Origin of the sequence: Xanthobacter aminoxidans (assembly GCF_043193615.1) — a bacterium.
In the GTDB taxonomy this organism is placed as follows: domain Bacteria; phylum Pseudomonadota; class Alphaproteobacteria; order Rhizobiales; family Xanthobacteraceae; genus Xanthobacter; species Xanthobacter aminoxidans.
This window is the reverse complement of sequence record NZ_JBAFUS010000002.1, coordinates 241,823-263,815: the sequence shown is the minus strand read 5'-3', so window position 1 is coordinate 263,815 and position 21,993 is coordinate 241,823. Positions and strand designations below refer to the sequence as shown.

Below are 21,993 nucleotides of genomic sequence, written 5' to 3'. Positions count from 1 at the left end.
CCATGTACGTGGCCGTCAAGGGCGGCGAGGCCGCCATCCGCAATGCCCACGCATTGCTCGCCAAGAAGCGGCGCGGCGAGGAGAGCGTGCCGGAGATCGGGCTTGACCAGATCGCCGGCCAGCTCTCCCTCGCCGTGGACCGGGTGATGGCCGAGGGCTCCCTCTATGACCGGGAGCTGGCGGCCCTCGCCATCAAGCAGGCGCGGGGCGACCTGATCGAGGCCATCTTCCTCGCCCGCGCCTTCCGCACCACTTTGCCCCGCTTCGGCGCCTCGGTGCCGGTGGACACGGGCGCCATGCGCATCGAACGGCGCATCTCCGCCACCTTCAAGGACCTGCCCGGCGGGCAGGTGCTCGGCCCTACCTTCGACTACACCCACCGCCTCATGGACGAGCGGCTGGCAACAAGGGCCGCCGAAGCCCCCTCTCCCCTCGCGGGAGAGGGCTGGGGTGAGGGGGAGGGGCTCCGGGAGCTGGGCGCTGTTCCCACGGATGGATCACACCCCTCACCCCCGGCCCCTCTCCCGCAAGGGGAGAGGGGAGATACCCCCATGCCCCGCGTCACCGACCTCCTCGGCGGCGAAGGCCTCATCGAGCCCTCCCCGGCCGATGACGGCACGCCGCCGCGCGACCTCACCCGCGAACCTCTCTCCTTCCCCGCCGACCGGCCGTTGCGCCTTCAGGCGCTGGCGCGGGGGGACGAGGGTTTCCTGCTGGCGCTCGGCTATTCCACCCAGCGCGGCTATGCCCGCACCCATCCCTTCGTCGGCGAGATCCGCTTCGGCACGGTGGAGGTGAGCCTTCCCGTGGAAGAGCTGGGCTTTGCGGTGCCGCTGGGCGACATCGCCGTCACCGAGTGCCAGAGCGTGAACCAGTTCAAGGGCTCGGCCACCGAGCCGCCCCAGTTCACCCGCGGCTACGGCCTCGTCTTCGGCCAGTCCGAGCGCAAGGCCATGTCCATGGCGCTGGTGGACCGATCGCTGCGCTTCAAGGAGCTGGGCGAGGAGAAGAGCGCCCCCGCGCAGGACGAAGAATTCGTCCTCTCCCATTGCGACAACGTGCAGGCCACCGGCTTCGTGGAGCATCTGAAGCTGCCGCACTACGTGGACTTCCAGGCCGAACTCGACCTCATCCGCCGCATGCGCGCGGAGGCTGAGATCGCTCCCGGCGCCGATGACCTGAAGGAGGCCGCCGAATGAACGCGCCCGCCACTGCGCCGGCCTCTTCCATGCCGGCCATCACCTACAATTTCGCCTATCTCGACGAGCAGACGAAACGGATGATCCGCCGGGCCATCCTGAAGGCCATCGCCATTCCCGGCTATCAGGTGCCCTTCGCCTCGCGCGAGATGCCCATGCCCTACGGCTGGGGCACCGGCGGCGTGCAGGTGACGGCGGCCATCCTCGGCGCGGACGACGTGCTGAAGGTGATCGACCAGGGCTCGGACGACACCACCAATGCGGTGGCCATCCGCACCTTCTTCGAGACCACGGCCGGCGTCGCCACCACCACGCGCACGCAGGACGCCACCATCATCCAGACCCGCCACCGCATCCCGGAGGCGGAGCTGAAGGCCGGGCAGACCATCGTTTTCCAGGTGCCCATTCCCGAGCCGCTGCGCTATCTGGAGCCGCGCGAGACCGAGACGCGCCGCCTGCATGCGCTGGCCGATTATGGCCTGATGCAGGTGAAGCTCTACGAGGACATCGCCCGCCACGGCCACATCGCCACCACCTATGCCTATCCGGTGAAGGTCGAGGGCCGCTACGTGATGGACCCCTCCCCCATCCCCAAGTTCGACAATCCCAAGATGAACGACAGCCCGGCCCTGCAATTATTCGGCGCCGGGCGCGAGAAGCGCATCTATGCCATCCCGCCCCACACGCAGGTGGTGTCGCTGGATTTCGAGGACCATCCCTTCAAGGTGCAGGCCTTCAAGGAACCCTGCGCCCTGTGCGGGGCGACCGGCGTCTATCTCGACGAGGTGATTCTCGACGACAAGGGCGGGCGCATGTTCGTCTGCTCCGACACCGACCATTGCTCCACCCGCCAGGCGGAAGGGCACACGGGGACCATGAGCGCGCCTTACCAGGAGGCTGCCCATGACTGACGCGCCGCTCCTCACCGCCCGCGGCCTCGCCAAATATTACGGCCACCGCCTCGGCTGCCGCGACGTGGACCTGACCCTGCACGAGGGCGAAGTGCTCGCCATCGTCGGGGAGAGCGGCTCCGGCAAGTCCACCCTGCTCGGCCTCCTCTCCACCGAGCTGGCCCCCTCCGCCGGCAGCGTCACCTACCGGATGCGGGACGGCGCCACGCGTGATCTCGCGACCTTCTCGGAGGCCGAGCGCCGGCTGCTGCTGCGCACCGACTGGGGCTTCGTGCGCCAGCATGCCGAGCAGGGCCTGCGCATGGCGGTCTCGGCCGGCGGAAACGTGGGCGAGCGGCTGATGGCCGTCGGCTGGCGCCACTATGAGAACATCCGCAGCGAGGCCACCGACTGGCTTTCGCGCGTGGAAATCGCCGCCGAGCGCATCGACGACGACCCGCGCACCTTCTCCGGCGGCATGCGCCAGCGCCTGCAGATCGCTCGCAACCTCGTGACCCGCCCCCGCCTCGTCTTCATGGACGAGCCCACCTCCGGCCTCGACGTGTCGGTGCAGGCGCGCCTGCTCGATCTCATCCGCCAGCTGGTGGAGGAGTTCGGCCTCGCGGTGGTCATCGTCACCCATGACCTCGCGGTGGCGCGGCTGCTCTCCCACCGCATCATGGTGATGAAGTCCGGCCACGTGATCGAACAGGGCCTCACCGACCAGGTGCTCGACGACCCGCGCGAGCCCTACACCCAGCTCCTCGTCTCCTCGGTGCTTGCGGCATGATGAACGAGACTTTCGTTTCCCGGCCAAGTGCAGCGCCACCTGTGGCGCGGAACGCGAGCCGGGACCCAGCGCAACATTCCGCCGAAGGCGCTTCCATGCCAACCACCGCTCAAGCTTTGCCTGCTGCGCAGGAGTCCTGCGCTGGGTCCCGGCTCGGCGCTCCGGCTACGCCGTCGCTGGTCCGGGACACGCACAGCCCCCTCCTCCGCGTCGAAAACCTCGCCAAGAGCTTCACCCTGCACCTGCGCGGCGGGCTCACCCTTCCCGTGGTCTCCGGCGTCACCTTCGACGTCCGCGCCGGGGAGTGCGTGGCGCTGGGGGGGCCGTCGGGGGCGGGGAAAAGCTCCATCCTCAAGATGGTCTATGGCAATTACCGCATCGACGCCGGTTCGGTGCGCATCGCCGATGGCGAAGCGTTTGCCGAGGTGGCGGGCGCCGAGCCGCGGCAGATGCTGGCGCTCCGGCGCTCCCGCGTCGGCTATGTCAGCCAGTTCCTGCGGGTTATCCCCCGCGTCTCCACCCTCGACGTAGTGGCGGCGCCGCTGCGCGCAGAAGGCGTGGGTGAAGAGACCGCCAAGGCCCGCGCCGGCACCCTCCTCGCCCGGCTCAATCTTCCGGAGCGGCTTTGGAGCCTGCCGCCGGCCACCTTCTCCGGCGGCGAGCAGCAGCGGGTGAATGTGGCGCGCGGCTTCATCAGCTCGCAGCCGCTCCTGCTGCTGGACGAGCCCACCGCATCGCTCGACGCCGCCAACCGGCAGGTGGTGATCGACCTTATCAATGAGAAGAAGGCGGCGGGCGCGGGCCTGCTCGGCATCTTCCACGATGCCGAGACGCGCGAGGCCGTCGCCGACCGGGTGGTGGATGTCACCCGTTTCGAAGCCTGATCCCCACGCCCGCGAGCCCGGCTCGCGGGTCGAGCCCGCGCGGCGCCTGAGCGCCCCCTCGGCGCCGGTCCAAGACCGGGGCCGCTGGACTGATCCCGGAGCCCCTTTCATGAGACAGGTTTTCGCCAACGCCCGCCTCGTCCTCGCCGACGAGATCGTGTCCGGCCACGTGAGTGTCACGGACGGCGTCATCTCCGCCATCGGGAGCGGCGTGGTGCCGGCCGGCGCCGAGGACATGGAGGGCGACTATCTCCTCCCCGGCCTTGTGGAGCTGCACACGGACCATGTGGAGGGCCACCTCGCCCCCCGCCCCAAGGTGCGCTGGAACCCCCTTGCCGCCATGCTGGCCCACGACGCGCAGATCGCCGCCTCGGGCATCACCACCGTGTTCGACTCGCTGCGCGTGTGGCCGGACAAGAAGGCGGTGGGCATGGACGGCGACGCGCCGCTCCTCATCGCCGCGCTGGAGGCGGCCCGCGCCGCCGATGCGCTGCGCGCCGACCATTTCATCCACCTCAGGTGCGAGGTGCCCACCGACACGGTGGTTCAGGACGCCGAGGCGATCCTGAAGAAAACGCCCGTGCACCTGATCTCGCTCATGGACCACACGCCGGGCCAGCGGCAGTTTGCGACCATCGACCAGTTCCGCTCCTATTACATGAAGAAGAGCGGCATCAGCGCCGAGGAGATGGACGTGATCGTCTCATCACGGCTCGACTTCCACGAACGCTACGCCCGCGAGAACCGCGCCGGGCTGGTGGCGCTCGCCCACGCGCACCGCTGCGTGGTCGCGAGCCATGACGACGGCACCCCCGAGCATGTGGCCGAGGCCATCGGCGACGGCGTCGCCATCGCCGAATTCCCCACCACCGAGGAAGCCGCGCGCCTCTCCCACGAGGCCGGCATCCGCGTGCTGATGGGCGCGCCGAACCTGGTGCGCGGCGGCTCCCACACCGGCAACGTCTCGGCGGAATCGCTGGCGCGCGGCGGGCGGCTGGATATCCTCTCGTCGGACTATGTGCCCTCGTCCCTGCTGTGGGCGGCCTTCGACCTCACCCACCGGGTGCCGTCCATTGCGCTGCCGGAAGCGGTGCGGATGATCACCAAGACCCCGGCCGAGGTGGCGGGCCTTGCCGATCGCGGCGAGATCACGGCTGGCCGCCGCGCCGACCTCGTGCGGGTGGCGCTGGCCGGCGACATGCCGGTGGTGAAGGGCGTGTGGCGGGAAGGACGGCGCGTGGCATGACGAAAGATGCGGCCGGCGCAAAGGCTGGCGACAGGTTCGGCCCCGGCACCCTGCTCCTCGTGGTCGGCCCCTCCGGTGCCGGCAAGGACACCCTCATCGACATCGCGCGCGCGCGCTTTTCCGGCGACCCGCGGGTGCTGTTCGCCCGCCGCCTCGTCACCCGGCCTTCGGGCACGGGGGAGGCGCACGGCACGCTGTCGGAAGCCGAGTTCGACGCGCTGCTCGCCGAGGGGCGCTTTCCCCTGTTCTGGCGGGCGCACGGCCTTTCCTATGCGCTCGGCCCGGAGGTGGCGGAGGTGATCGCCCAGGGCGGCGTCGTGGTGGCCAACGGCTCCCGCGCCACGCTGCCGGAAGCCCGCCGCCGCTTCGCGCGGGTGAGGGTGGTGCATGTGACGGCGCCGGTGCCGGTGCGCGCCGCCCGCCTTGCCATGCGCGGCCGCGAGAGCGCCGACGACATCGCCGAACGCCTCGCCCGCGCGCCGGAACTGGACGTGGCCCCGGACCTCACCATCGACAATGTGGTCACGCCCGCCGAGGGCGGCGCGCGCCTCGTGGACTTCATCGCCGAGGAGCTGGTCGCGGTCGCCTGACCGGGGCCTCCCCCAAAAGCCCGCGCGGCGCCTGAGCGTGGCAACCCAGCCAAAAACCGCGCGGCGCCTGAACGGGCCCGCCTGGCCCCGGTCAAGGACCGGGGCTGACGGCAGGCGGCCTACCGCCGCTCGCCGGCCGGCAGATAGGGCTGGAGCGCGTGGGCGAGCTTGGACGGGGTGAGCGACTGGAGCCACACCGTGCCGGGGCCGGCAAGGCGGGCGAGGAAGAGGCCGTCGCCACCGAACAGCATGTTCTTCACGCCCCGCACGGTGGTGATCTCGAAGGCGACGCTGTCCTCGAACATGCCCACATGGCCGGGATGCACCAGGAGGTCCTGCCCCGGCTGCAGCGTGTAGCTGACGATCTCGCCGCCCAGCTCGATGAAGGCCGAGCCCTCGCCCGTGAGGTGCTGGAGGATGAAGCCATCGCCGCCGAACACGCCGGCGCCCAGCGTCTGCTGCACCCCGACGCCGAGGGAGAGCGTCGGCGCCCCGGCGAGGAAGCCATGGCGGTGGACGAGATAGCCGCGCGCCGGCGCCACCTGCATCTCGAAGATGCTGCCGGGCACCGTGGCGGCGAACGCCACCAGCGCCTCCCCGCCCTCGGCGGTGAACTCCGTCATGAACAGCCCGCCGCCGCCCAATGCGCGGCCGATGGCACCGAAGAAGCCGGTGGAGCCGCCGGTGGCCGTGGTGGTGCGCATGGCGACGTTGGACGTCATCCAGGAGAGGCGGTCCGTCTCGGCCAGCACGGTCTCGCCCGGCGCCAGCGTGAAGGTGAGCACGGGCAGCGTTGTTCCGGAAATCTCGTGGCGCATGTTATCTCTCCCGGTAAGGCCGCACCGAGATTAGGGTGAGGAAAGGCCCACGCAAGCAAGCCTTCCGGCCAAGCCTGAAACAAGCTGAGGAAAAGCCCATGCGCGCCGCCACGCTCATTCTCCTCTCCCTGCTGGCCACGCCCGCTTTCGCGCAGCAGCCGGCCGTCCTGCCCTATCTCAACGCCCCGGCCGAGGGCGCGCCCATCCTGCGCCCGCCGACGCTCTCGCTCTCCATCAATGGCGGCCCGGCGCGCCGCGCGATCATGGATACCGGCTCCACCGGCGTGGTGGTCTCGGCCAGCGCCATCCCCGGCTTCGACCAGCTGACGCCGCTGGGGCCGGGCGAGCTCACCTACACCTCCTCCGGCCGCATCATGCGCGGGGTGAACGTGATGGTGCCGGTGACTGTGGCCGGGGCGGACGGCACCAGCGTCACCACCCAGCCCATCCCGGTGCTGGCGGTGACGCGCATCGACTGCCTGCGCAATGCCCGCAGATGCCGGCCCATGGATGCGCCGCGCCGGGTCTCCATGCTCGGCATCGGCTTCGCCCGCGCCAAGGATCGCCAGCCGGGCGCGGGGCCGGGGCGCAACCCCTTCCTCAACGTGGCCGGCATGGGGCAGGCAGGGACGGGCACGGCCGATTTCAAGCGCGGCTATGTGGTGACGCGGCGAGGCGTGCAGGTGGGACTGGCGAAGGACACCGGCGCGGGCTTTCAGAAGGTGAAGCTCGCAGCCGACCCGGCCACCGGCGACTGGCAGCCCATTCCCGCCTGCCTCTCCCTCAACGCCCGCGCCCCCGCCGCCTGCGGCACGCTGCTGCTCGATACCGGGGTGTCCATCATGTACCTGACCCTGCCGCCGGCGCAGACGGACGGCCTCGCCGTGCCCGGCCTGCGCGGCGGGCGGGTGGTGGCGGACGGCGCCAGCCTCGCCATCTCCCCCGGCGCGGGCCAGCCGGCCCCGGCTTACAGCTTCACGGTCGGGGATCGGAGCAATCCGGTGACGCCGGAGCGCGTCATCCTCGTCGGCCGCGGCGACCGGCCGCCCTTCGTCAACACCACCGTGCGGGCGCTGAATGCCTTCGACTATCTCTTCGATGCCGACGCGGGGGAGGCCGGGTTCCGGGCGGTCGGGCGATAGGGGCGCGAACAAAGCCGGAAGACCGGGCGGCGTCCGATTCGGTCACGCCCTGTTCGTGCTGCGTGCGCGGGGTGGGATATCGATCATCCCATTCTGGGACACATGCACGCGCCGTATCACCGTCATGGCCGGGCTTGTCCCGGCCATCCACGTCGGGCCGAGAGGACACCGTGCGAAGGCAGGTTCCCAGCCGCTCCACGTGGATGCCCGGGACAAGCCCGGGCATGACGGCCTGCAAAGTCAGGAGGTGACAGCCAGCACAGAAGGGGACGAACAAATCCCGAAAACCGGCCGCCGCCTGATTCGGTCACGGCCCGTTCCCCCTCCATCCCTGTCCCGCCCGACGCCCCGTCCCATTCCGGGACAGGCTCACGGCTTCAGATAGAGCGCGAGCCGCGTGGCGGCGTTGCGCAGGTGCTCCTCGGCGGCCGCGCGCGCGGCAGGGGCGTCCTGCCGCTCGATGGCGGAGAAGATGGCCACGTGCTCGTCCTGCACCGCCTGTGCGAGGCCGCCAAGGCGGGCGGTGTTGGCGCGGGCGGTGCGGATGAAATGGCGCACCCGGTGGTCGAGGAACTGGGAGAGGTCGCGGAAATAGGGATTGCCCGTGGCCTCCACGATGGCGCGGTGGAAGGCCATGTCCTCGTCCACCCCCGGCTCGCCGCGCAACACCGCCGCCTGCATGGCGTCGAGCTGGGTCTGGATGCGGCCGAGGTCGTCCTGCGTGCGGCGCACGGCGGCGTGGGCGGTGGCGTTGGCCTCCACCGCCATCAGCAGTTCTACGATGGCGCTCATCTCCGCACGGTCACTGAGATCGGCGATTTCCAGCCGGAAGGACGAGGCGGCGCCGGGATCGGCGACGAAGGCCCCCGCCCCCTGCCGGCTGGTCACGAGGCCGTCGTGCTTCAGCCGGCCCACCGCCTCGCGGACGATGGGGCGGCTGACGCCGTAGGTCTCCGACATCTGGTGCTCGGTGGGCAGCTTCTCGCCGGGCTGGAGACGGCCGGAGGCGATTTCCTCGCGCAGGCGCTGGGCCAGCGTGTCGGCGAGCGAGGGCGCGCGGCCGAGAATGTCGCGGGGCATCGCGCGGGGCGTTTCGCGGGGGTCCGCCATCCTGTGTTCCCTCACCTCCGGCGGCCGTGTGTTGTTGTTGCGCCCGCTGCTGGTGCGGCGCCCCACGGCTCAGCTAGCAATATAAAGACCACCGTTCACATGCACTGTCTCGCCTGTGACGAAGCTCGCCCAATCGGACGCGAGAAAGGCGACGACCCGCGCCACCTCCTCCGCCGTGCCCAGCCGCTTCAGCGGCGTATTGGCGAGCAGCGCCCCGCCGTTGGCCGCCATCAGCGGGCGCACCATGGGCGTGTCGATGAGGCCGGGCGACACCGCATTCACCCGCACCTTCGGCGCCAGCTCCTGGGCCAGCGTGCGCGAGAAATTCAGCACCGCACCCTTGGCCGCCGCATAGTCCGCGTGGCCGACGCTGCCCCTGTGCCCGGCCATGGAGGCGACGTTCACGATGGATGCCCCCTCCGCGAAATGGGGGATGGCGGCGCGGCAGGTGTAGAACACCCCGTCCAGATTCACCGCGATGCCGGTGCGCCAATACTCATCCGTCATCTCCGCCACGCGCCGCTCGCGGTAAAGGCCGGCGGAGGTGACGAGCACGTCCAGCGCGCCAAACTTTTCCGCCAGCGCCTTGAGCGCGGCATCCGCCTCCTCGGGCTTCGCCGCATCCTGCCTAAGCGGGAGAACGCGGGCGCCGGTGGGGTCCAGCTCCGCCGCGAAGGCGGAGACGCCCGCATGGTCGAGATCGGTGAGCACGCAATTGGCGCCGAGGTCGAAGAACACCCGCGCGATGGCGCGCGAGATGCCCCCGTTGGCGCCGGTCATCAGCAGGGTCTTGCCGGTGAAGTCGATCATCACGCGCCTCAGGTCATCAGCCAGCCGCCGGCCACGTCCACCACCTGTCCGGTGACGAAGGCCGAGGCGTCGGAGGTGAGGAACACGCAGGTCGCCGCCACCTCCTCCGGCTGGCCGAGACGGCGCAGCGGGGTGGAGAGGCGCACCGCCTCGTTGGCGGTGGAGGCGGTGCCGCGCATCATGGGCGTGTCGATGCGGCCGGGGGCGATGGCGTTCACCGTGATGCCGTAGGGGCCGAGCTCGCCCGCCAGATGCTTGGTGAAGCCGATGAGGGCGGCCTTGGAGGCGGCATAGTGGACGCCCACGATGTCGCAATAGGTGCGCCCCGCCACCGAGGCGATGTTGACGATGCGGCCCCGCCCCAGCGCCTTCATCCCGGGCGAGAGCGCCCGCACGCAGTTGAAGGCGCCGGTGAGGTTCACGTCGATCACCCGCCGCCATTCCTCCGGCGGCATCTCCCAGGCCTCCGAGCGGCGGCCATCCGCCCCGCTCTTGGGCGAGATGCCGGCATTGTTCACCAGCACCTCCACCGGACCGAGCGCCGCAGTTGCAGCCTCGGCGGCGGCCGCGACGGCGGCATAGTCGGAGACATCGGCGGCAAGGCCGATGGCGGCGACGCCGCGGGCGACGGCGGCTTCGGCAGCTTCGTTCGCCAGCGCCGCATCATGGTCCACATAGGCGACCGCGAGGCCCGCATCGGCCAGCGCATCCGCCTGGGCGCGGCCGATCCCTCGGCCGGCGCCCGTGACGAAAGCAACCCGCGCGCTCACCGGCCGGTCTCCAGCATGATCTTGCCGAGATGGGCGCTCGATTCCATCAGCGCATGGGCGTCCCGCGCCTGTTCCAGCGGGAAGGTGGCGTGGATGAATGGCTTCACCTTGCCGGCGTCGAGCAGCGGCCACACGTCCCGCATGAGGGCGTCGGCGATGGCCTTCTTCAGCGGCACCGGGCGGGCGCGGAGCGTGGAGCCGGTGAAGGTCAGGCGCTTCAGCATCACCGGCATGAGGTCGATGGTGACTTCGCTCGGCTGGAGGAAGGCGATCTGCACGAGGCGGCCTTCCACCGCGAGGGCCTGGAGGTTGCGCGCCACATAGGGGCCGCCCACCATGTCGAGAATCTCCTCGACACCCTTCCCGTCGGTCAGCGCCTTCACCTCGGCGACGAAATCCGTGTCGCGATAATTGATCGCCGCATCGGCCCCCAGCGAGAGGCAGAAGTCGCACTTCTCCTTCGAACCCGCCGTGGCGATGACGCGTGCGCCGGCATGGTGCGCGAGCTGGATAGCGGTGGAACCGATGCCGCTCGACCCGCCATGGATGAGGATGGTCTCGCCCGCCTTCAGCCCGCCGCGGGTGAAGACGTTGTCGTAGACGGTATAATAGTTCTCCGGCAGTCCGGCGGCTTCCAGAAGCGACAGCGGCTTCGGGATCGGCAGGCACAGCGGCGCCTCGGCGATGCAGTATTCCGCATAGCCGCCGGAGATCACCAGCGCGCAGATCTCGTCGCCGATCTTCGGCGAGGTGACGCCCTCGCCCAGCGCGACCACGCGGCCGGCGATCTCGAGGCCTGGCACATCAGTGGCGCCGGGGGGCGGGGGATAATTGCCGGCGCGCTGCAGGCAGTCGGGGCGGTTCACGCCCGCCGCCACCACTTCCACCAGCACCTGCCCGGGGCCGGGACGCGGCACGTCCGCCGTCTCGACCGTCACCACTTCGGGACCGCCAGCGCCCGCAAAGCGGACCTGTCGCATCGTGCTCGAAATCTCTGCCACCGGCTTCCTCCCTTGCGCCTTCTGCGAGGCTTTCCGGCACCTGTCGGCGGCGGTCCTTGCGGCCGCGCCCGGTCCCGGCGGCGCCCTCATCACGGCGCGTTCTGGTCGGCGAGGAAAATACATAGGTCGTACTTGTCAGGCAACTTGGTTATCTGCATTATCCGCCTCGCCAGACGGACCGGCCACCACGCCGGACCGCAGCCGAAGGGCACGAAAACCGTGCCCGAGCAACGGTTTGAATCGCCCGGCCCGAACCGGGGTCGGCGGAGGGAGGAAACCATGAAGTTGTTTGCGCGGGCGGCGATTGCCGCCGCAATGCTTGCTGCCGTGCCGCTGGCTGCGACCCAGCCCGCAGCGGCCCAGGGCACCGTGAAGTTCGGCGCCCTCTATCCCTTCTCCGGCACCCTCGCGCTGCTCGGCGACGAGAGCTTCCGCGGCTTCGAGCTGGCGGTGGAAGAGCGCAACGCGGCCGGCGGCCTCAACGGCCAGAAGATCGAGTTCATCAAGGGCGACGCGGTCGATCCCAACCAGGCGGTCGGTGAGGCGCGGCGCCTCACCTCGGTGGACAAGGTCTCGGCCATCTTCGGCACCTATTCCTCGTCTCTGTCGCTGGCGGCGACGCAGGTGACCGAGCTCGCCAACATCCCCTATTTCGAGCTGGGCGCGATCTCCGATCCCATCACCGAGCGCGGCTTCAAGTACGTGTTCCGCACCAACGCCACGGCGCGTGACTTCGCCAACCGCATGGTCGATTCGATCATCGAGGCCATCGCCCCGGCGCTCAACACCAAGCCCGGCGATCTCAAGATCGGCATCATCCACGAGGACAGCCTCTACGGCCAGACCGTCTCCGGCTATCAGAAGGCCCGCGCCAAGGAGAAGGGCCTCAACGTGGTCGAGGTGCTGCCCTATTCGGCGAAGTCGGTGGACCTCACCCCGGTCATCCTGCGCCTGAAGTCCGCGGGTGCCGACGTGGTGCTCCAGACCTCCTACCAGAACGACACCGTGCTGTTCTTCCGCCAGATGAAGGACCAGGGCTACAAGCCCAAGGCGGTGATGGGCGCCGGCGGCGGCTATTCCACCCGTGACACCATGCAGGCCGTGGGCGCGGAGAACATGGAAGGCGCCCTCGACGTGGACTTCACCCAGTACAACACCAACCCCAAGGCGGCGCCCGGCATCACCGAGTTCGCGGCGAAGTACAAGGCCAAGTACGGCATCGATCCGCGCTCCGGCCACTCGCTCGCCAACTACATGGGCGCCAAGGTGTTCTTCGACGCCATCGCCAGCGCCAAGAGCACGGATGCCGACAAGGTGCGCGCCGCCGTCCTCGCGGTGGACATCCCGGTGGGCCAGACCGCGACCGGCTGGGGCGCCAAGTTCTCCGAGCAGGGCCAGAACACCCGCGCCGTGCCCTTCCTGATGCAGTGGCAGGGCGGCAACCTCGTCACCGTGTTCCCGACGGACGCCGCTGTCGCCAAGATGAAGACCGGCATCGGCGCCAACTGAGCATCAAACTGAGGCGGCGGACCTCCCGCGCCGCCCTGCCCCGCCCGGTCTGGCTCCGGGCGGGGCCCTTCGACACCGGACCGGCGCAGCCCGCTGCGCCCTCGGCCGAAGCCGCGCCCCTGCCCCGGCGCGGCGCCGGTTCGCTGCGCCCCGACGGCACGCCTCACCCACCTGCGCACTGGAGCCAAGCGCGATGGACGTTCTTATCCAGCTGGTGCTCAATGGCATATTGCTCGGCAGCATGTATGCCATCATCAGCGTCGGCCTCACCCTGATCTTCGGCATCGTGCGGGTGGTGAACTTCGCCCATGGCGAGTTCCTGATGGTGGGCATGTATGCCGCCTATCTGCTGGCCGCGAAGTTCGGCCTGCACCCCTATGCCGCCGCGGTGCCCATCGTGATCCTGCTGTTCGCCATCGGCGCAGCGGTGCAGCGCTTCCTCATCCAGCCGCTACTGGGGGCCGAGGAGCACATCCAGATCTTCGCCACCGTCGGCCTCTCCACCGCGCTCGTGAACCTCGCGCTGCTGGTGTTCGGCGCGGACCTCTATTCCATCCCCCCGTCAGCCGCGCAGGGCTCGGTGATGGTGGGCGGCTTCTCCCTGGTGAAGGGACAGCTCGTGATGTTCGTGTGCGCCCTGGCGCTGGTCGCCGGGCTGCACCTGTTCATGCAGTCCACCGCGCTCGGCCGTGCCATCCGCGCCACCGCGCAGAACCGCAACGCGGCGCTGCTCATGGGCGTGAAGGTGGACCAGATCTACGTCATCGCCTTCGGCATCGGCGCCGGCTGCGTGGGCCTCGCCGCGGCGCTGGTGATGCCGCTCTATCCGGTGACGCCCACCATCGGCACCTACTTCGTGCTCACCGCCTTCGTGGTGGTGGTGCTGGGCGGCATGCGGTCCATGTACGGCGCCTTCTTCGGCGCCATGATCATCGGCCTCGTGGACAGCCTCTCCGGCTACTACATCGCCCCCGACCTGAAGGAAGTCGTCTATTTCGCGCTCTTCCTCGCCATTCTCATCTTCAAGCCCACCGGCCTGTTCGGCCTCGGCCGCGGCACGGAGTGATCCGATGAGCCTTCAAGACTCCTCGCCCGCCTCCACCGCCGGGAAGTCCTCGCCGGCGGCCTCCGGCGGCCCTTCCCTCCTCGCGCGTCTCGCCAATCCGCGGGTCTATTGCGCGCTCCTCGCGCTCTCGCTGCTGGTCATCATCCCGGCCTGGTCGGGCTCGACCTTCGTGATCCACGTCTTCGTCACCATCTGCGTGTTCGGGGCGCTGGCGACCGCGTGGAACATCCTCGGCGGCTATGCCGGCCAGCTCTCGCTGGGCCACACGGTGTTCTACGGCATCGGCGGCTATACGGCAGCGCTGCTTCTGGACAGCTTCGGCCTCTCGCCCTGGATCGGCATGATCGGCGGCGCGGCGCTGGCGGCGCTGGTCTCCGTTGGCATCGGCTATCCCTGCTTCCGGCTGCGCGGGCCGTTCTTCTCGCTGGCGACCATCGCCTTCCTTGAGGTCGTGCGGCTGCTCGCCATCCATTTCAACGGCCTCACCGGCGGCTCGGCCGGCCTCGTGGTGCCGCTCCAGATCGGCTGGCCGTGGATGATCTTCCGCGAGAAGATCAACTATCTCTACATCGCCTTCGGCCTGCTGCTCCTGTCGCTCGCGGTCAGCTACGCCATCCGCAACTCGCGGCTCGGCTATGCCCTCACTGCCGTGCGCGAACGCGACAGCGCGGCCCAGGCGGCGGGCATCAACATCAACGGCGTCAAGCTGTGGGCCATCGCCATCTCGGCGGCGCTCACAGCGACGGTCGGCACCTTCCACGCCATGTACATGACGTTCCTGGAGCCGGCGACGCTGTTCTCCCTCGCCACCGCCATCGAGATCGCCATGTTCGCCCTGATCGGCGGTCTCGGGACGGTGGCGGGGCCCCTCCTCGGGACGGTTCTCGTCGTACCATTGGCGGAACTCGCCCGCGGCTGGCTCGGGGCCTCGGCCAACGGCCTGCACGGCTTCGTCTACGGCACCGTGCTGGTCGTCATCACCCTGACCCTGCCCGGCGGGCTGGTGGGCACCTTCGGCCCGTTCGTCACCCGCCTCATCGACCGCCTGCCCGGCGGCGGGCGGACCCGGCCGGAGACCGTCGCTCCCGCCGCCAAGCTGGTGGGCGGCACGGTCGGCGAGCCGGTGCTGAAGGCGACCAACCTCGTGAAGCGCTTCGGCGGTCTGGTGGCCACCGACAACGTGTCCCTCACCCTGAAGCGCGGCGAGATCCTCGGCGTCATCGGCCCCAACGGCGCCGGCAAGACCACCGTCTTCGCCCAGCTTTCCGGCTTCCTCGCGCCCAATGCCGGCACGGTGGAACTCTTGGGACAGGACGGCAAATGGCACCAGCCGAAGACGCCGGACGCCTTCGCCCGCCTCGGCATCGGCCGCACCTTCCAGATCGTCCAGCCGTTCGGCAAGCTGACGGTGCTGGAGAACATCATGATCGGCGCCTTCCTGCGCCATCGCTCCGTGGATGACGCCCGCGCCGTGGCGCTGCGCGTCGCCCGCACGGTCGGCCTCTACGAGCTCAAGGACGTGGAAGCGGGCACCCTGCCCATCGGCGGCCTGAAGCGGCTGGAAGTGGCGCGCACGCTGGCCACCGAACCCACCATCCTCCTCCTCGACGAGGTGATGGCGGGACAGAGCCAGTCCGACACGCTGAAGATGGTGGAGCTGGTGCGCGCCATTCGCGACAGCGGCGTCACCGTCATCGCCATCGAGCACAACATGCAGGCCATCATGAGCCTCTCGGACCGCATCGTCGTCATCGACAGCGGCAAGGTGATCGCCGAGGGCGCGCCGGAGACCGTCGTGCGCGAGCGCCGGGTGATCGAGGCCTATCTCGGGGAGGATTTCGTCCATGCTCAAGGTCTCTGACGTGACCGCCGGCTACGGCCGGACCGTCATCCTCCAGGGCCTCTCGCTGAACGTGGGGCGGGGCGAGGTCGTCACCATCATCGGCTCCAACGGCGCCGGCAAGACGACCCTGCTGCGCACCATTTCCGGCCTTGTGAAGCCCACCTCCGGCTCCATCGAGTTCGACGGCAAGCGCATCGACCGCATGAGCCCGGACGAGATCGTCGGCTCCGGCCTCATCATGGTGCCGGAGGCGCGCCAGCTCTTTCCCGTGATGACCGTGCGCGACAACGTGCTAATGGGCGGCTACCACCCGAACGTCCGCGCCGGGATGATGGAGCGCTTCGAGGAGGTGCTGGACATCTTCCCCCGCGTTCGCGAGCGCCTCTCCCAGCTCGCCGGCTCCCTCTCCGGCGGCGAGCAGCAGATGGTGGCCATCGCCCGCGGGCTGATGGCGAAGCCGAAGCTCCTGATGCTGGACGAGCCGTCGCTGGGCCTCGCGCCCATCATCGTCGGGCAGATGTTCGACGTCATCGACCGCATCTGCAAGAGCGGCACCACGGTTCTCCTCGTGGAGCAGAAGGCGTTCCACGCGCTGAAGATCGCCGACCGCGCCTATGTGATCGAGAACGGCGAGATCGCCATCGAGAACACCGGCGCGGGCCTGCTCGCCGACCCGCACATCAAGACCGCCTATCTCGGCATCTGAGACCGGACCTTTGCCCATGACCGCCCCGACATCCCGCGAGATTTCCGGCCTCACCAAGGTCTACGGCATCCTCGCGGACCCCATCCATCACGTGAAGACGCCGCAGATGCTCAACGCGCTCATGGCGCGCGAGGGCCGCGACGGCGTGATGGTGCCCTTCCACGTTTCGTCCGAGGAACTGCCGCGCCTCGTGGACGGGCTGAAGGCCATGAAGAGCCTCGGCGGCTTCGTGGTGACGGTGCCGCACAAGACCGCCATCGTGGACCTTCTGGACGAGGTCTCCGACAGCGCCCGCCGCATCGGCGCCTGCAACGTGGTGCGCCGGGAGGAAGACGGGCGGCTGGTCGGCGACATGCTGGACGGCAAGGGCTTCGTCGGCGGGCTCATCGCGGCCGGCATCGATCCGAAGGGCAAGAGCGTCTATCTCGCGGGTGCAGGCGGGGCGGCCAATGCCATTGCCTTCGCCTTTGTGGAGGCCGGCGTCGCCCGCCTCACCATCGCCAACCGCACGCGGGCCAAGGCGGAAGACCTCGCCCAACGCCTCGCCGAGGCCTTCCCGGGCGCGCCGGTGGATATCGGCACCGCCGACCCTGAAGGCCACGACATCGTCGCCAACGCCACCTCGCTGGGACTGAAGGCGGGCGATGCCCTGCCGCTCGATGCATCGCGGCTGACCAGCGACCAGATCGTCGCCGAAGTCATCATGCAGCCGGAGGAAACCGCCATCCTCGCCGCCGCCAAAGCGAAGGGCTGCCGCACCCATCCCGGCAAGCCCATGCTGGTGTGCCAGCTCGATCTGATGGCCGACTTCCTCGGCATGCGCGCGCTCATCTCGCATTCCTCGGGAGCAGCCTCGTGACGGGCGCTCTGACGGGCCGCTGCGCCCTCATCACCGGCGGCGCCTCGGGCATCGGCCTTGCCGTGGCGCGGGCCTTCCGGGCAGAGGGCGCCTCCCTCGTATTGCTCGACCTCGATCCCGCCGCCGCGTCTGTCGCGGAAGAGCTGGGCGAGACCCTCGCCGTCAAGGGCTCGGTGACGCGCAAGGCCGATATTGTGGCCGCATTCGACGCCGCCGAGGTGCGGTTCGGTCCGGTGGACATCTGCCTCGCCAATGCCGGCGTCTCGCAGAATGCCCCCACCCTCTCGGTGAGCGAGGAGGAGTGGGAGCGGGTCATCTCCATCAACCTCACCGGCGTGTTCCTCACCGCGCAGGAAGCCGGCCGGCGGATGATCGCGCAGGGCGGCGGTTCGCTGCTGCTCATGGCCTCCATGTACGGCATCGTCGCCGCGCCGGAGCGCATCGGCTACTGCGCCTCCAAGGCCGGCGTCGCCATGATGGCCAAGGCGCTCTCCTGCGAATGGGCGCGCGAGGGCGTGCGGGTGAATGCCCTCGCCCCCGGCTACGTGCGCACCCCCTTCCTCGACGACCTCGCCCAGCGCGGCCGCCTCGACCTCGACAGGCTCAAGGCCCGCACGCCCATGGGCCGGCTGATCGAGACCGAGGAGGTGGCCCGCATGGCCGTTTTCCTCGCCTCTGAGCAGGCAAGCGCCGTGACCGGTCAGGTCATGGCCGTCGATGGCGGCTGGACCGCCTACGGCTACCTCTGAACACGTCTGCGGCGGGTGCCGCAGGCGTACTGAACACAGCTCCCGGCAGGTGCCGGAAGCATCGAAATGAAACGTTTTAATTGACGGTCCCGACGCCACTCCGAGCGCAGGAGGACGCCGCGGCACGGAGACAAGAGATGCCCGAGACCATTGCCCTTCATCCCGCCGCGCCCTGGGTCGAACTGAAGTCCACGGAGGCCGATTGGGCCGCCGCCGACCCGGCTTTGCTCAAGGAGCTGCTGGCACAGATGGCGCTCATCCGCGCCTTCGAGGAGAAGGTGCTGGAGCTGGCCGGCGAAGGCCTCGTGCACGGCCCGGCCCATTCCTCCATCGGCCAGGAGGGCGGCGCGGCCGGCTCCATCGTGGGCCTGCGCCCCACCGATCAGGTCAACGGTTCCCATCGCGGCCATCACCAGTTCCTTGCGAAAGCCCTCGCCTACGTCGCCCCCGGCCTCGACCCGACCGCGCCGCTCAGCGACGACACCCACGCCCTGCTCCACCGCTCGCTCGCCGAAATCCTCGGCCTCGAGCCCGGCTTCGGCCACGGACGCGGCGGCTCCATGCATCTGCGCTGGGGGGAGGCGGGCGCCATCGGCACCAATGCCATCGTCGGCGGCGGCGTGCCGCTGGCGGCGGGCGCCGCCTTCGCCCACAAGCGCGCGGGCACGGGCGACGTGGCCATCTCCTATTTCGGCGACGGCGCGGTGAACATCGGCGCGGTGCTGGAAACCATGAATCTCGCCGCCGCGTGGGACCTGCCGCTGCTCTTCTTCATCGAGAACAACGGCTATGCCGTCGCCACCACCGTGGAGGAGGCGACCCGCGAGACCCGCCTCTCCGGCCGTGGCACCGGCTTCGGCATTCCCTCCTGGAAGGTGGATGGCATGGACCCGCTGGCGGTCCATCTCGCCACGCAGGAAGCGCTGAAGATCATGCGCGCGGGCAAGGGCCCGGCGGTGATCGAGGCAGACGTCTACCGCTATTTCCACCAGAACGGCGCCCTGCCCGGCTCCGCCTTCGGCTATCGCACCAAGGAGGAAGAGGCTTCCTGGCGCGCCCGCGATCCCATCAAGCGCACCGGCGCGGCGCTGGTGGCGCGCGGCGTGCTCAAGCAGGATGATCTCGACGCCCTCACCGAACGCGCGCAGGCCGCCATGGCCGACGCCGCCGCGCAGATCGTCGAGACCGTGGGCAACAAGCGCCGGGTGATGCCCGGCATGTGGCCGGACGTGTCCTTCGTGGACGAGGGCATCCGCGGCGATCTCTCCGAACTCTCGGGCAAGCGCGCCGAGGAGGAGGCGACCTATCGCGGCCGCCTCGCCGAGCGCAAGTTCGTGGACGCCATCGCCGACGTGCTGCATCGCCGCTTCGAGACGGACGAGCGCTTCGTCATCATGGGTGAGGACATCCACAAGCTGAAGGGCGGCACCAACGGCGCCACGCGCGGCCTCGCCGCCGCCTTCCCCGACCGCTGTTTGGGCACGCCCATCTCCGAAGGCGCGTTCGCGGGCCTCGCCGGCGGCATCGCCATGGACCGGCGCTACCGGCCCATCATCGAGTTCATGTATCCCGACTTCATGTGGGTGGCCGCCGACCCGGTGTTCAACCAGATCGGCAAGGCGCGGCACATGTTCGGGGCAGATGTTCCGGTGCCGCTGGTGCTGCGCACCAAGATCGCCATGGGCACGGGCTACGGCTCCCAGCATTCGCTGGACCCGGCGGGCGTGTTCGCCACCTCCCCCGGCTGGCGCATCGTCGCGCCCTCCACCCCGTTCGACTACGTGGGCCTGATGAATGCCGCGCTGACCTGCGAGGACCCCGTGCTCGTGATCGAGCATGTGGACCTCTACCAGACCTCCGGCGCCATTCCCGACGGCGACCTCGACTACATCATCCCCTTCGGCAAGGCGAAGGTGGTGCGGCCCGGGGCCGAACTCACCATCCTCACCTATTCCGCCATGGTCCACCGCAGCCGCGAGGCGGTGGAGGAGCTGGGGCTCGACGCCGAGATCATCGACCTGCGCTCTCTCGACCGGGCCGGGCTCGACTGGGACACCATCGGCGAAAGCATCCGAAAGACCAACAACGTGCTGATCGTGGAGCAAGGCTCCCTCTCCACCTCCTACGGCGGCTTCCTCGCCGACGAGATCCAGCGCCGCTACCTCGACTGGCTGGACCAGCCGGTGCAGCGCGTGACCGGAAAGATCGCCTCGCCCACCATCTCCAAGGTGCTGGAGCGCGCCGCCTTCGCCGGCAAGGAAGAGGTCATCGCGGGCCTCGCCGTCACCATGGCCGCGAAAGGCACGCCGCTGCCGGGGATGCCCGGCGCCGCCCTCTAGTCCCATTCGGATCGAAGACGATGGACAGTTTCGATTACATCGTGGTGGGTGGCGGCACCGCAGGGTGCATCCTCGCCGCCCGGCTCTCGGAAGACCCGCGCCGCCGCGTGCTGCTGCTGGAGGCGGGCGGCACCGACAAGGGCTTCTGGGTGCCCATCCCGGCCGGCTTCTCCAAGCTCCTGTCGGGCAGCGCCTTCAACTGGCGCTTCAACACCGAGCCCGAGCCCAACACCTACGACCGCCCCATCGTGGTGCCGCGCGGCAAGGGCCTCGGCGGCTCCACGCTCATCAACGGCATGATCTTCGTGCGCGGGCAGAAGCAGGATTTCGACGGCTGGGCCCAGCGCGGCGCCACCGGCTGGGGCTATGACGACGTCCTGCCCTATTTCAAGAAGTTCGAGCGCTTCGACGAGCCGGATGCGGACCCCAGCGTGCGCGGCACGGACGGCCCCATCAGCATCGTGCGCGTGACGGAGCGGCCGGTGCTCTCCGAGGCCTTCCTCTCGGCGGCCGAAGAGGCCGGCTTTCCCCGCAATCCCGATTACAACGGGAAGGATCAGGAAGGCTTCGGCTACTATCAGGTGAACCAGCGCGGCGGCCGGCGCTGGACCGTGGTGGACGGCTATCTGCGCCCTGCCCTCTCCCGCCCCAACCTCAAGGTCATCACCCACGCGCAGGCCCTGCGCCTCGTGCTGGACGGGCGACGTGTGACGGGGGTGGTGTATCGGCGGGATGGGAAGGAAGAGACGGCGTTCACGGCGGGCGAGGTGCTGCTCACCGCAGGCGCCGTCCAGTCACCCCATCTCATGGAACTCTCCGGCATCGGCCATCCGGACGTGCTGAAAGCGGCGGGAATTCCCGTGGTCCATGCGCTGCCGGGCGTCGGCAACAATTATCAGGACCATTTCGCCACCCGCATGAACTGGCGGGTGAAGGAGCCTATCACCCTCAACGAGCAGACGCGAGGCATCGCCCTCGCCAAGGCGGTGGCGCAGTATTTCCTCACCCGCAAGGGCATCCTCACGCTGGGCACGGGCCTCGCCCATGGCTTCGTGAAGACGCGGCCGGGGCTCGCCGGACCGGACGTGCAGTACTTCTTCATGCACGCGAGCTACGCCAACGCCGCCGACCGGGCGCTGGACCATCTGCCGGGCATGACCATCGGCGTCACCCAGTTGCGGCCCCATTCGGTGGGCTCGATCCATGCGAAGAGCGCCGACCCGCTGACGCCGCCAGCCATCCGACCCAACTTCCTCGCCGTGGAGGAAGACCGCGCCTGCCTTGCCGCAGGCATGCGGATCGCCCGCGACATCGTCGGGCAGACGGCCATGGACCCTTACCGCGCCTTCGAGATGAACCCTGGGCCGGACTGCCGGAGCGACGCGGACTTCGTGGAGTTCGCCCGCCGCACCGGGCAGACCATCTACCATCCCGTCGGCACCTGCAGCATGGGCACCGGGCCGCAGGCGGTGGTGGACCCGCACCTGCGCGTCGTCGGCCTTTCCGGCCTGCGCGTGGTGGACGCCTCGGTGATGCCGACGCTGGTCTCCGCCAACACGGCGGCGGCGGTGATGATGGTTGCGGAGAAGGCGGCCGATCTTATCAAGGCGGACGGCAGGGGCTGATCGCGCCGCGCTTCGGCGCCGCGCTCGGCTCCAGTCCGGAGCCGTCA

General features: G+C 69.6%; 20 protein-coding genes. 15 read left to right on the top strand and 5 right to left on the bottom strand.

The features are described 5' to 3' along the window. Positions 1-2 precede the first annotated feature (2 nt). The 6 genes from V5F74_RS10220 to phnN all read left to right on the top strand — a co-directional run bounded on the left by V5F74_RS10220 (position 3) and on the right by phnN (position 5,599). Positions 3-1,199 (top strand): carbon-phosphorus lyase complex subunit PhnI, encoded by a 1,197-nt coding sequence (locus V5F74_RS10220; protein ID WP_394007792.1) that lies wholly within the window; start codon positions 3-5, stop codon positions 1,197-1,199. Positions 1,200-1,228: 29 nt separating this feature from the next. Beyond that, positions 1,229-2,110, top strand: a complete 882-nt coding sequence (locus tag V5F74_RS10215) for an alpha-D-ribose 1-methylphosphonate 5-phosphate C-P-lyase PhnJ (RefSeq protein WP_029555069.1) — start codon at positions 1,229-1,231, stop codon at positions 2,108-2,110. Next, on the top strand, positions 2,103-2,879 hold the full coding sequence (phnK, locus tag V5F74_RS10210) for a phosphonate C-P lyase system protein PhnK (protein ID WP_394007790.1): 777 nt from the start codon (positions 2,103-2,105) through the stop codon (positions 2,877-2,879). The genes V5F74_RS10215 and phnK overlap by 8 nt, the downstream gene beginning before the upstream one ends. 95 nt (positions 2,880-2,974) lie before the next feature. Next, positions 2,975-3,763, top strand: coding sequence for a phosphonate C-P lyase system protein PhnL (gene phnL / locus V5F74_RS10205; protein ID WP_394007788.1), 789 nt, complete (start codon positions 2,975-2,977; stop codon positions 3,761-3,763). A gap of 109 nt (positions 3,764-3,872) precedes the next feature. After that, the gene (locus V5F74_RS10200) at positions 3,873-5,009 is read left to right on the top strand and encodes an alpha-D-ribose 1-methylphosphonate 5-triphosphate diphosphatase (RefSeq protein WP_394007786.1); all 1,137 of its coding nucleotides are present in this window, start codon (positions 3,873-3,875) and stop codon (positions 5,007-5,009) included. Further along, the gene (phnN, locus tag V5F74_RS10195; protein WP_394007784.1) at positions 5,006-5,599 is read left to right on the top strand and encodes a phosphonate metabolism protein/1,5-bisphosphokinase (PRPP-forming) PhnN; all 594 of its coding nucleotides are present in this window, start codon (positions 5,006-5,008) and stop codon (positions 5,597-5,599) included. Before V5F74_RS10200 ends, phnN begins: the two co-directional genes overlap by 4 nt. Positions 5,600-5,718: 119 nt before the next feature. Here phnN and V5F74_RS10190 read toward each other — a convergent pair whose 3' ends face one another. Then, a complete protein-coding gene (locus V5F74_RS10190; protein ID WP_394007782.1) occupies positions 5,719-6,417 on the bottom strand; it encodes a TIGR00266 family protein in 699 nt (232 codons plus the stop codon). A gap of 98 nt (positions 6,418-6,515) precedes the next feature. On the opposite strand from V5F74_RS10190, the gene V5F74_RS10185 reads away from it, so the two are divergent. Beyond that, positions 6,516-7,559 carry a hypothetical protein gene (locus V5F74_RS10185; protein WP_029555075.1) on the top strand — a complete coding sequence of 348 codons (1,044 nt, stop codon included), beginning with the start codon at positions 6,516-6,518 and terminating at the stop codon, positions 7,557-7,559. A 369-nt stretch (positions 7,560-7,928) separates the two neighbouring features. Here the strand turns inward: V5F74_RS10185 and V5F74_RS10180 are convergent, their stop codons facing one another. The 4 genes from V5F74_RS10180 to V5F74_RS10165 form a co-directional block, all read right to left on the bottom strand. Beyond that, positions 7,929-8,669 (bottom strand): FadR/GntR family transcriptional regulator, encoded by a 741-nt coding sequence (locus V5F74_RS10180; RefSeq protein ID WP_394007780.1) that lies wholly within the window; start codon positions 8,667-8,669, stop codon positions 7,929-7,931. A 69-nt stretch (positions 8,670-8,738) separates the two neighbouring features. Further along, positions 8,739-9,479 carry an SDR family NAD(P)-dependent oxidoreductase gene (locus V5F74_RS10175; RefSeq protein ID WP_394007778.1) on the bottom strand — a complete coding sequence of 247 codons (741 nt, stop codon included), beginning with the start codon at positions 9,477-9,479 and terminating at the stop codon, positions 8,739-8,741. Between the two features lie 8 nt (positions 9,480-9,487). Next, positions 9,488-10,249, bottom strand: coding sequence for an SDR family oxidoreductase (locus V5F74_RS10170; protein ID WP_024277928.1), 762 nt, complete (start codon positions 10,247-10,249; stop codon positions 9,488-9,490). Next, complete coding sequence (locus V5F74_RS10165; RefSeq protein WP_394008890.1) at positions 10,246-11,229, bottom strand: NAD(P)H-quinone oxidoreductase; 984 nt, start codon at positions 11,227-11,229, stop codon at positions 10,246-10,248. The genes V5F74_RS10170 and V5F74_RS10165 overlap by 4 nt, the downstream gene beginning before the upstream one ends. Before the next feature lie 300 nt (positions 11,230-11,529). Between V5F74_RS10165 and V5F74_RS10160 the strand changes: the two genes are divergently transcribed. From V5F74_RS10160 to V5F74_RS10125, 8 genes are all read left to right on the top strand, one after another. After that, positions 11,530-12,759 carry an ABC transporter substrate-binding protein gene (locus tag V5F74_RS10160; protein ID WP_029555080.1) on the top strand — a complete coding sequence of 410 codons (1,230 nt, stop codon included), beginning with the start codon at positions 11,530-11,532 and terminating at the stop codon, positions 12,757-12,759. Between the two features lie 193 nt (positions 12,760-12,952). Continuing rightward, positions 12,953-13,825, top strand: a complete 873-nt coding sequence (locus V5F74_RS10155) for a branched-chain amino acid ABC transporter permease (RefSeq protein WP_024277925.1) — start codon at positions 12,953-12,955, stop codon at positions 13,823-13,825. A 4-nt stretch (positions 13,826-13,829) separates the two neighbouring features. Next, on the top strand, positions 13,830-15,686 hold the full coding sequence (locus V5F74_RS10150; protein ID WP_029555081.1) for a branched-chain amino acid ABC transporter ATP-binding protein/permease: 1,857 nt from the start codon (positions 13,830-13,832) through the stop codon (positions 15,684-15,686). After that, complete coding sequence (locus tag V5F74_RS10145) at positions 15,670-16,374, top strand: ABC transporter ATP-binding protein (protein WP_024277923.1); 705 nt, start codon at positions 15,670-15,672, stop codon at positions 16,372-16,374. Before V5F74_RS10150 ends, V5F74_RS10145 begins: the two co-directional genes overlap by 17 nt. A 16-nt stretch (positions 16,375-16,390) precedes the next feature. Next, positions 16,391-17,233: a shikimate dehydrogenase family protein gene (locus V5F74_RS10140; protein ID WP_029555082.1), complete on the top strand. Its 843-nt coding sequence runs from the start codon at positions 16,391-16,393 to the stop codon at positions 17,231-17,233. Next, entirely contained in the window at positions 17,230-17,982 is a 753-nt protein-coding gene (locus tag V5F74_RS10135; RefSeq protein WP_029555083.1) for an SDR family NAD(P)-dependent oxidoreductase, read from the top strand. The genes V5F74_RS10140 and V5F74_RS10135 overlap by 4 nt, the downstream gene beginning before the upstream one ends. Before the next feature lie 137 nt (positions 17,983-18,119). Next, a complete protein-coding gene (locus V5F74_RS10130) occupies positions 18,120-20,321 on the top strand; it encodes an alpha-ketoacid dehydrogenase subunit alpha/beta (protein WP_394007773.1) in 2,202 nt (733 codons plus the stop codon). A 20-nt stretch (positions 20,322-20,341) separates the two neighbouring features. Further along, on the top strand, positions 20,342-21,946 hold the full coding sequence (locus V5F74_RS10125) for a GMC family oxidoreductase (protein ID WP_394007771.1): 1,605 nt from the start codon (positions 20,342-20,344) through the stop codon (positions 21,944-21,946). Positions 21,947-21,993 lie beyond the last annotated feature (47 nt).

What these genes read in the sequence shown, in the direction of transcription:
- V5F74_RS10220 (WP_394007792.1), top strand. Translation starts at nt 3, where the DNA reads ATGTACGTGGCCGTCAAGGGCGGCGAGGCCGCCATCCGCAATGCCCAC.
- V5F74_RS10215 (WP_029555069.1), top strand. Translation starts at nt 1,229, where the DNA reads ATGCCGGCCATCACCTACAATTTCGCCTATCTCGACGAGCAGACGAAA.
- phnK (WP_394007790.1), top strand. Translation starts at nt 2,103, where the DNA reads ATGACTGACGCGCCGCTCCTCACCGCCCGCGGCCTCGCCAAATATTAC.
- phnL (WP_394007788.1), top strand. Translation starts at nt 2,975, where the DNA reads ATGCCAACCACCGCTCAAGCTTTGCCTGCTGCGCAGGAGTCCTGCGCT.
- V5F74_RS10200 (WP_394007786.1), top strand. Translation starts at nt 3,873, where the DNA reads ATGAGACAGGTTTTCGCCAACGCCCGCCTCGTCCTCGCCGACGAGATC.
- phnN (WP_394007784.1), top strand. Translation starts at nt 5,006, where the DNA reads ATGACGAAAGATGCGGCCGGCGCAAAGGCTGGCGACAGGTTCGGCCCC.
- V5F74_RS10190 (WP_394007782.1), bottom strand. Translation starts at nt 6,417, where the DNA reads ATGCGCCACGAGATTTCCGGAACAACGCTGCCCGTGCTCACCTTCACG.
- V5F74_RS10185 (WP_029555075.1), top strand. Translation starts at nt 6,516, where the DNA reads ATGCGCGCCGCCACGCTCATTCTCCTCTCCCTGCTGGCCACGCCCGCT.
- V5F74_RS10180 (WP_394007780.1), bottom strand. Translation starts at nt 8,669, where the DNA reads ATGGCGGACCCCCGCGAAACGCCCCGCGCGATGCCCCGCGACATTCTC.
- V5F74_RS10175 (WP_394007778.1), bottom strand. Translation starts at nt 9,479, where the DNA reads ATGATCGACTTCACCGGCAAGACCCTGCTGATGACCGGCGCCAACGGG.
- V5F74_RS10165 (WP_394008890.1), bottom strand. Translation starts at nt 11,229, where the DNA reads ATGCGACAGGTCCGCTTTGCGGGCGCTGGCGGTCCCGAAGTGGTGACG.
- V5F74_RS10160 (WP_029555080.1), top strand. Translation starts at nt 11,530, where the DNA reads ATGAAGTTGTTTGCGCGGGCGGCGATTGCCGCCGCAATGCTTGCTGCC.
- V5F74_RS10155 (WP_024277925.1), top strand. Translation starts at nt 12,953, where the DNA reads ATGGACGTTCTTATCCAGCTGGTGCTCAATGGCATATTGCTCGGCAGC.
- V5F74_RS10150 (WP_029555081.1), top strand. Translation starts at nt 13,830, where the DNA reads ATGAGCCTTCAAGACTCCTCGCCCGCCTCCACCGCCGGGAAGTCCTCG.
- V5F74_RS10145 (WP_024277923.1), top strand. Translation starts at nt 15,670, where the DNA reads ATGCTCAAGGTCTCTGACGTGACCGCCGGCTACGGCCGGACCGTCATC.
- V5F74_RS10140 (WP_029555082.1), top strand. Translation starts at nt 16,391, where the DNA reads ATGACCGCCCCGACATCCCGCGAGATTTCCGGCCTCACCAAGGTCTAC.
- V5F74_RS10130 (WP_394007773.1), top strand. Translation starts at nt 18,120, where the DNA reads ATGCCCGAGACCATTGCCCTTCATCCCGCCGCGCCCTGGGTCGAACTG.
- V5F74_RS10125 (WP_394007771.1), top strand. Translation starts at nt 20,342, where the DNA reads ATGGACAGTTTCGATTACATCGTGGTGGGTGGCGGCACCGCAGGGTGC.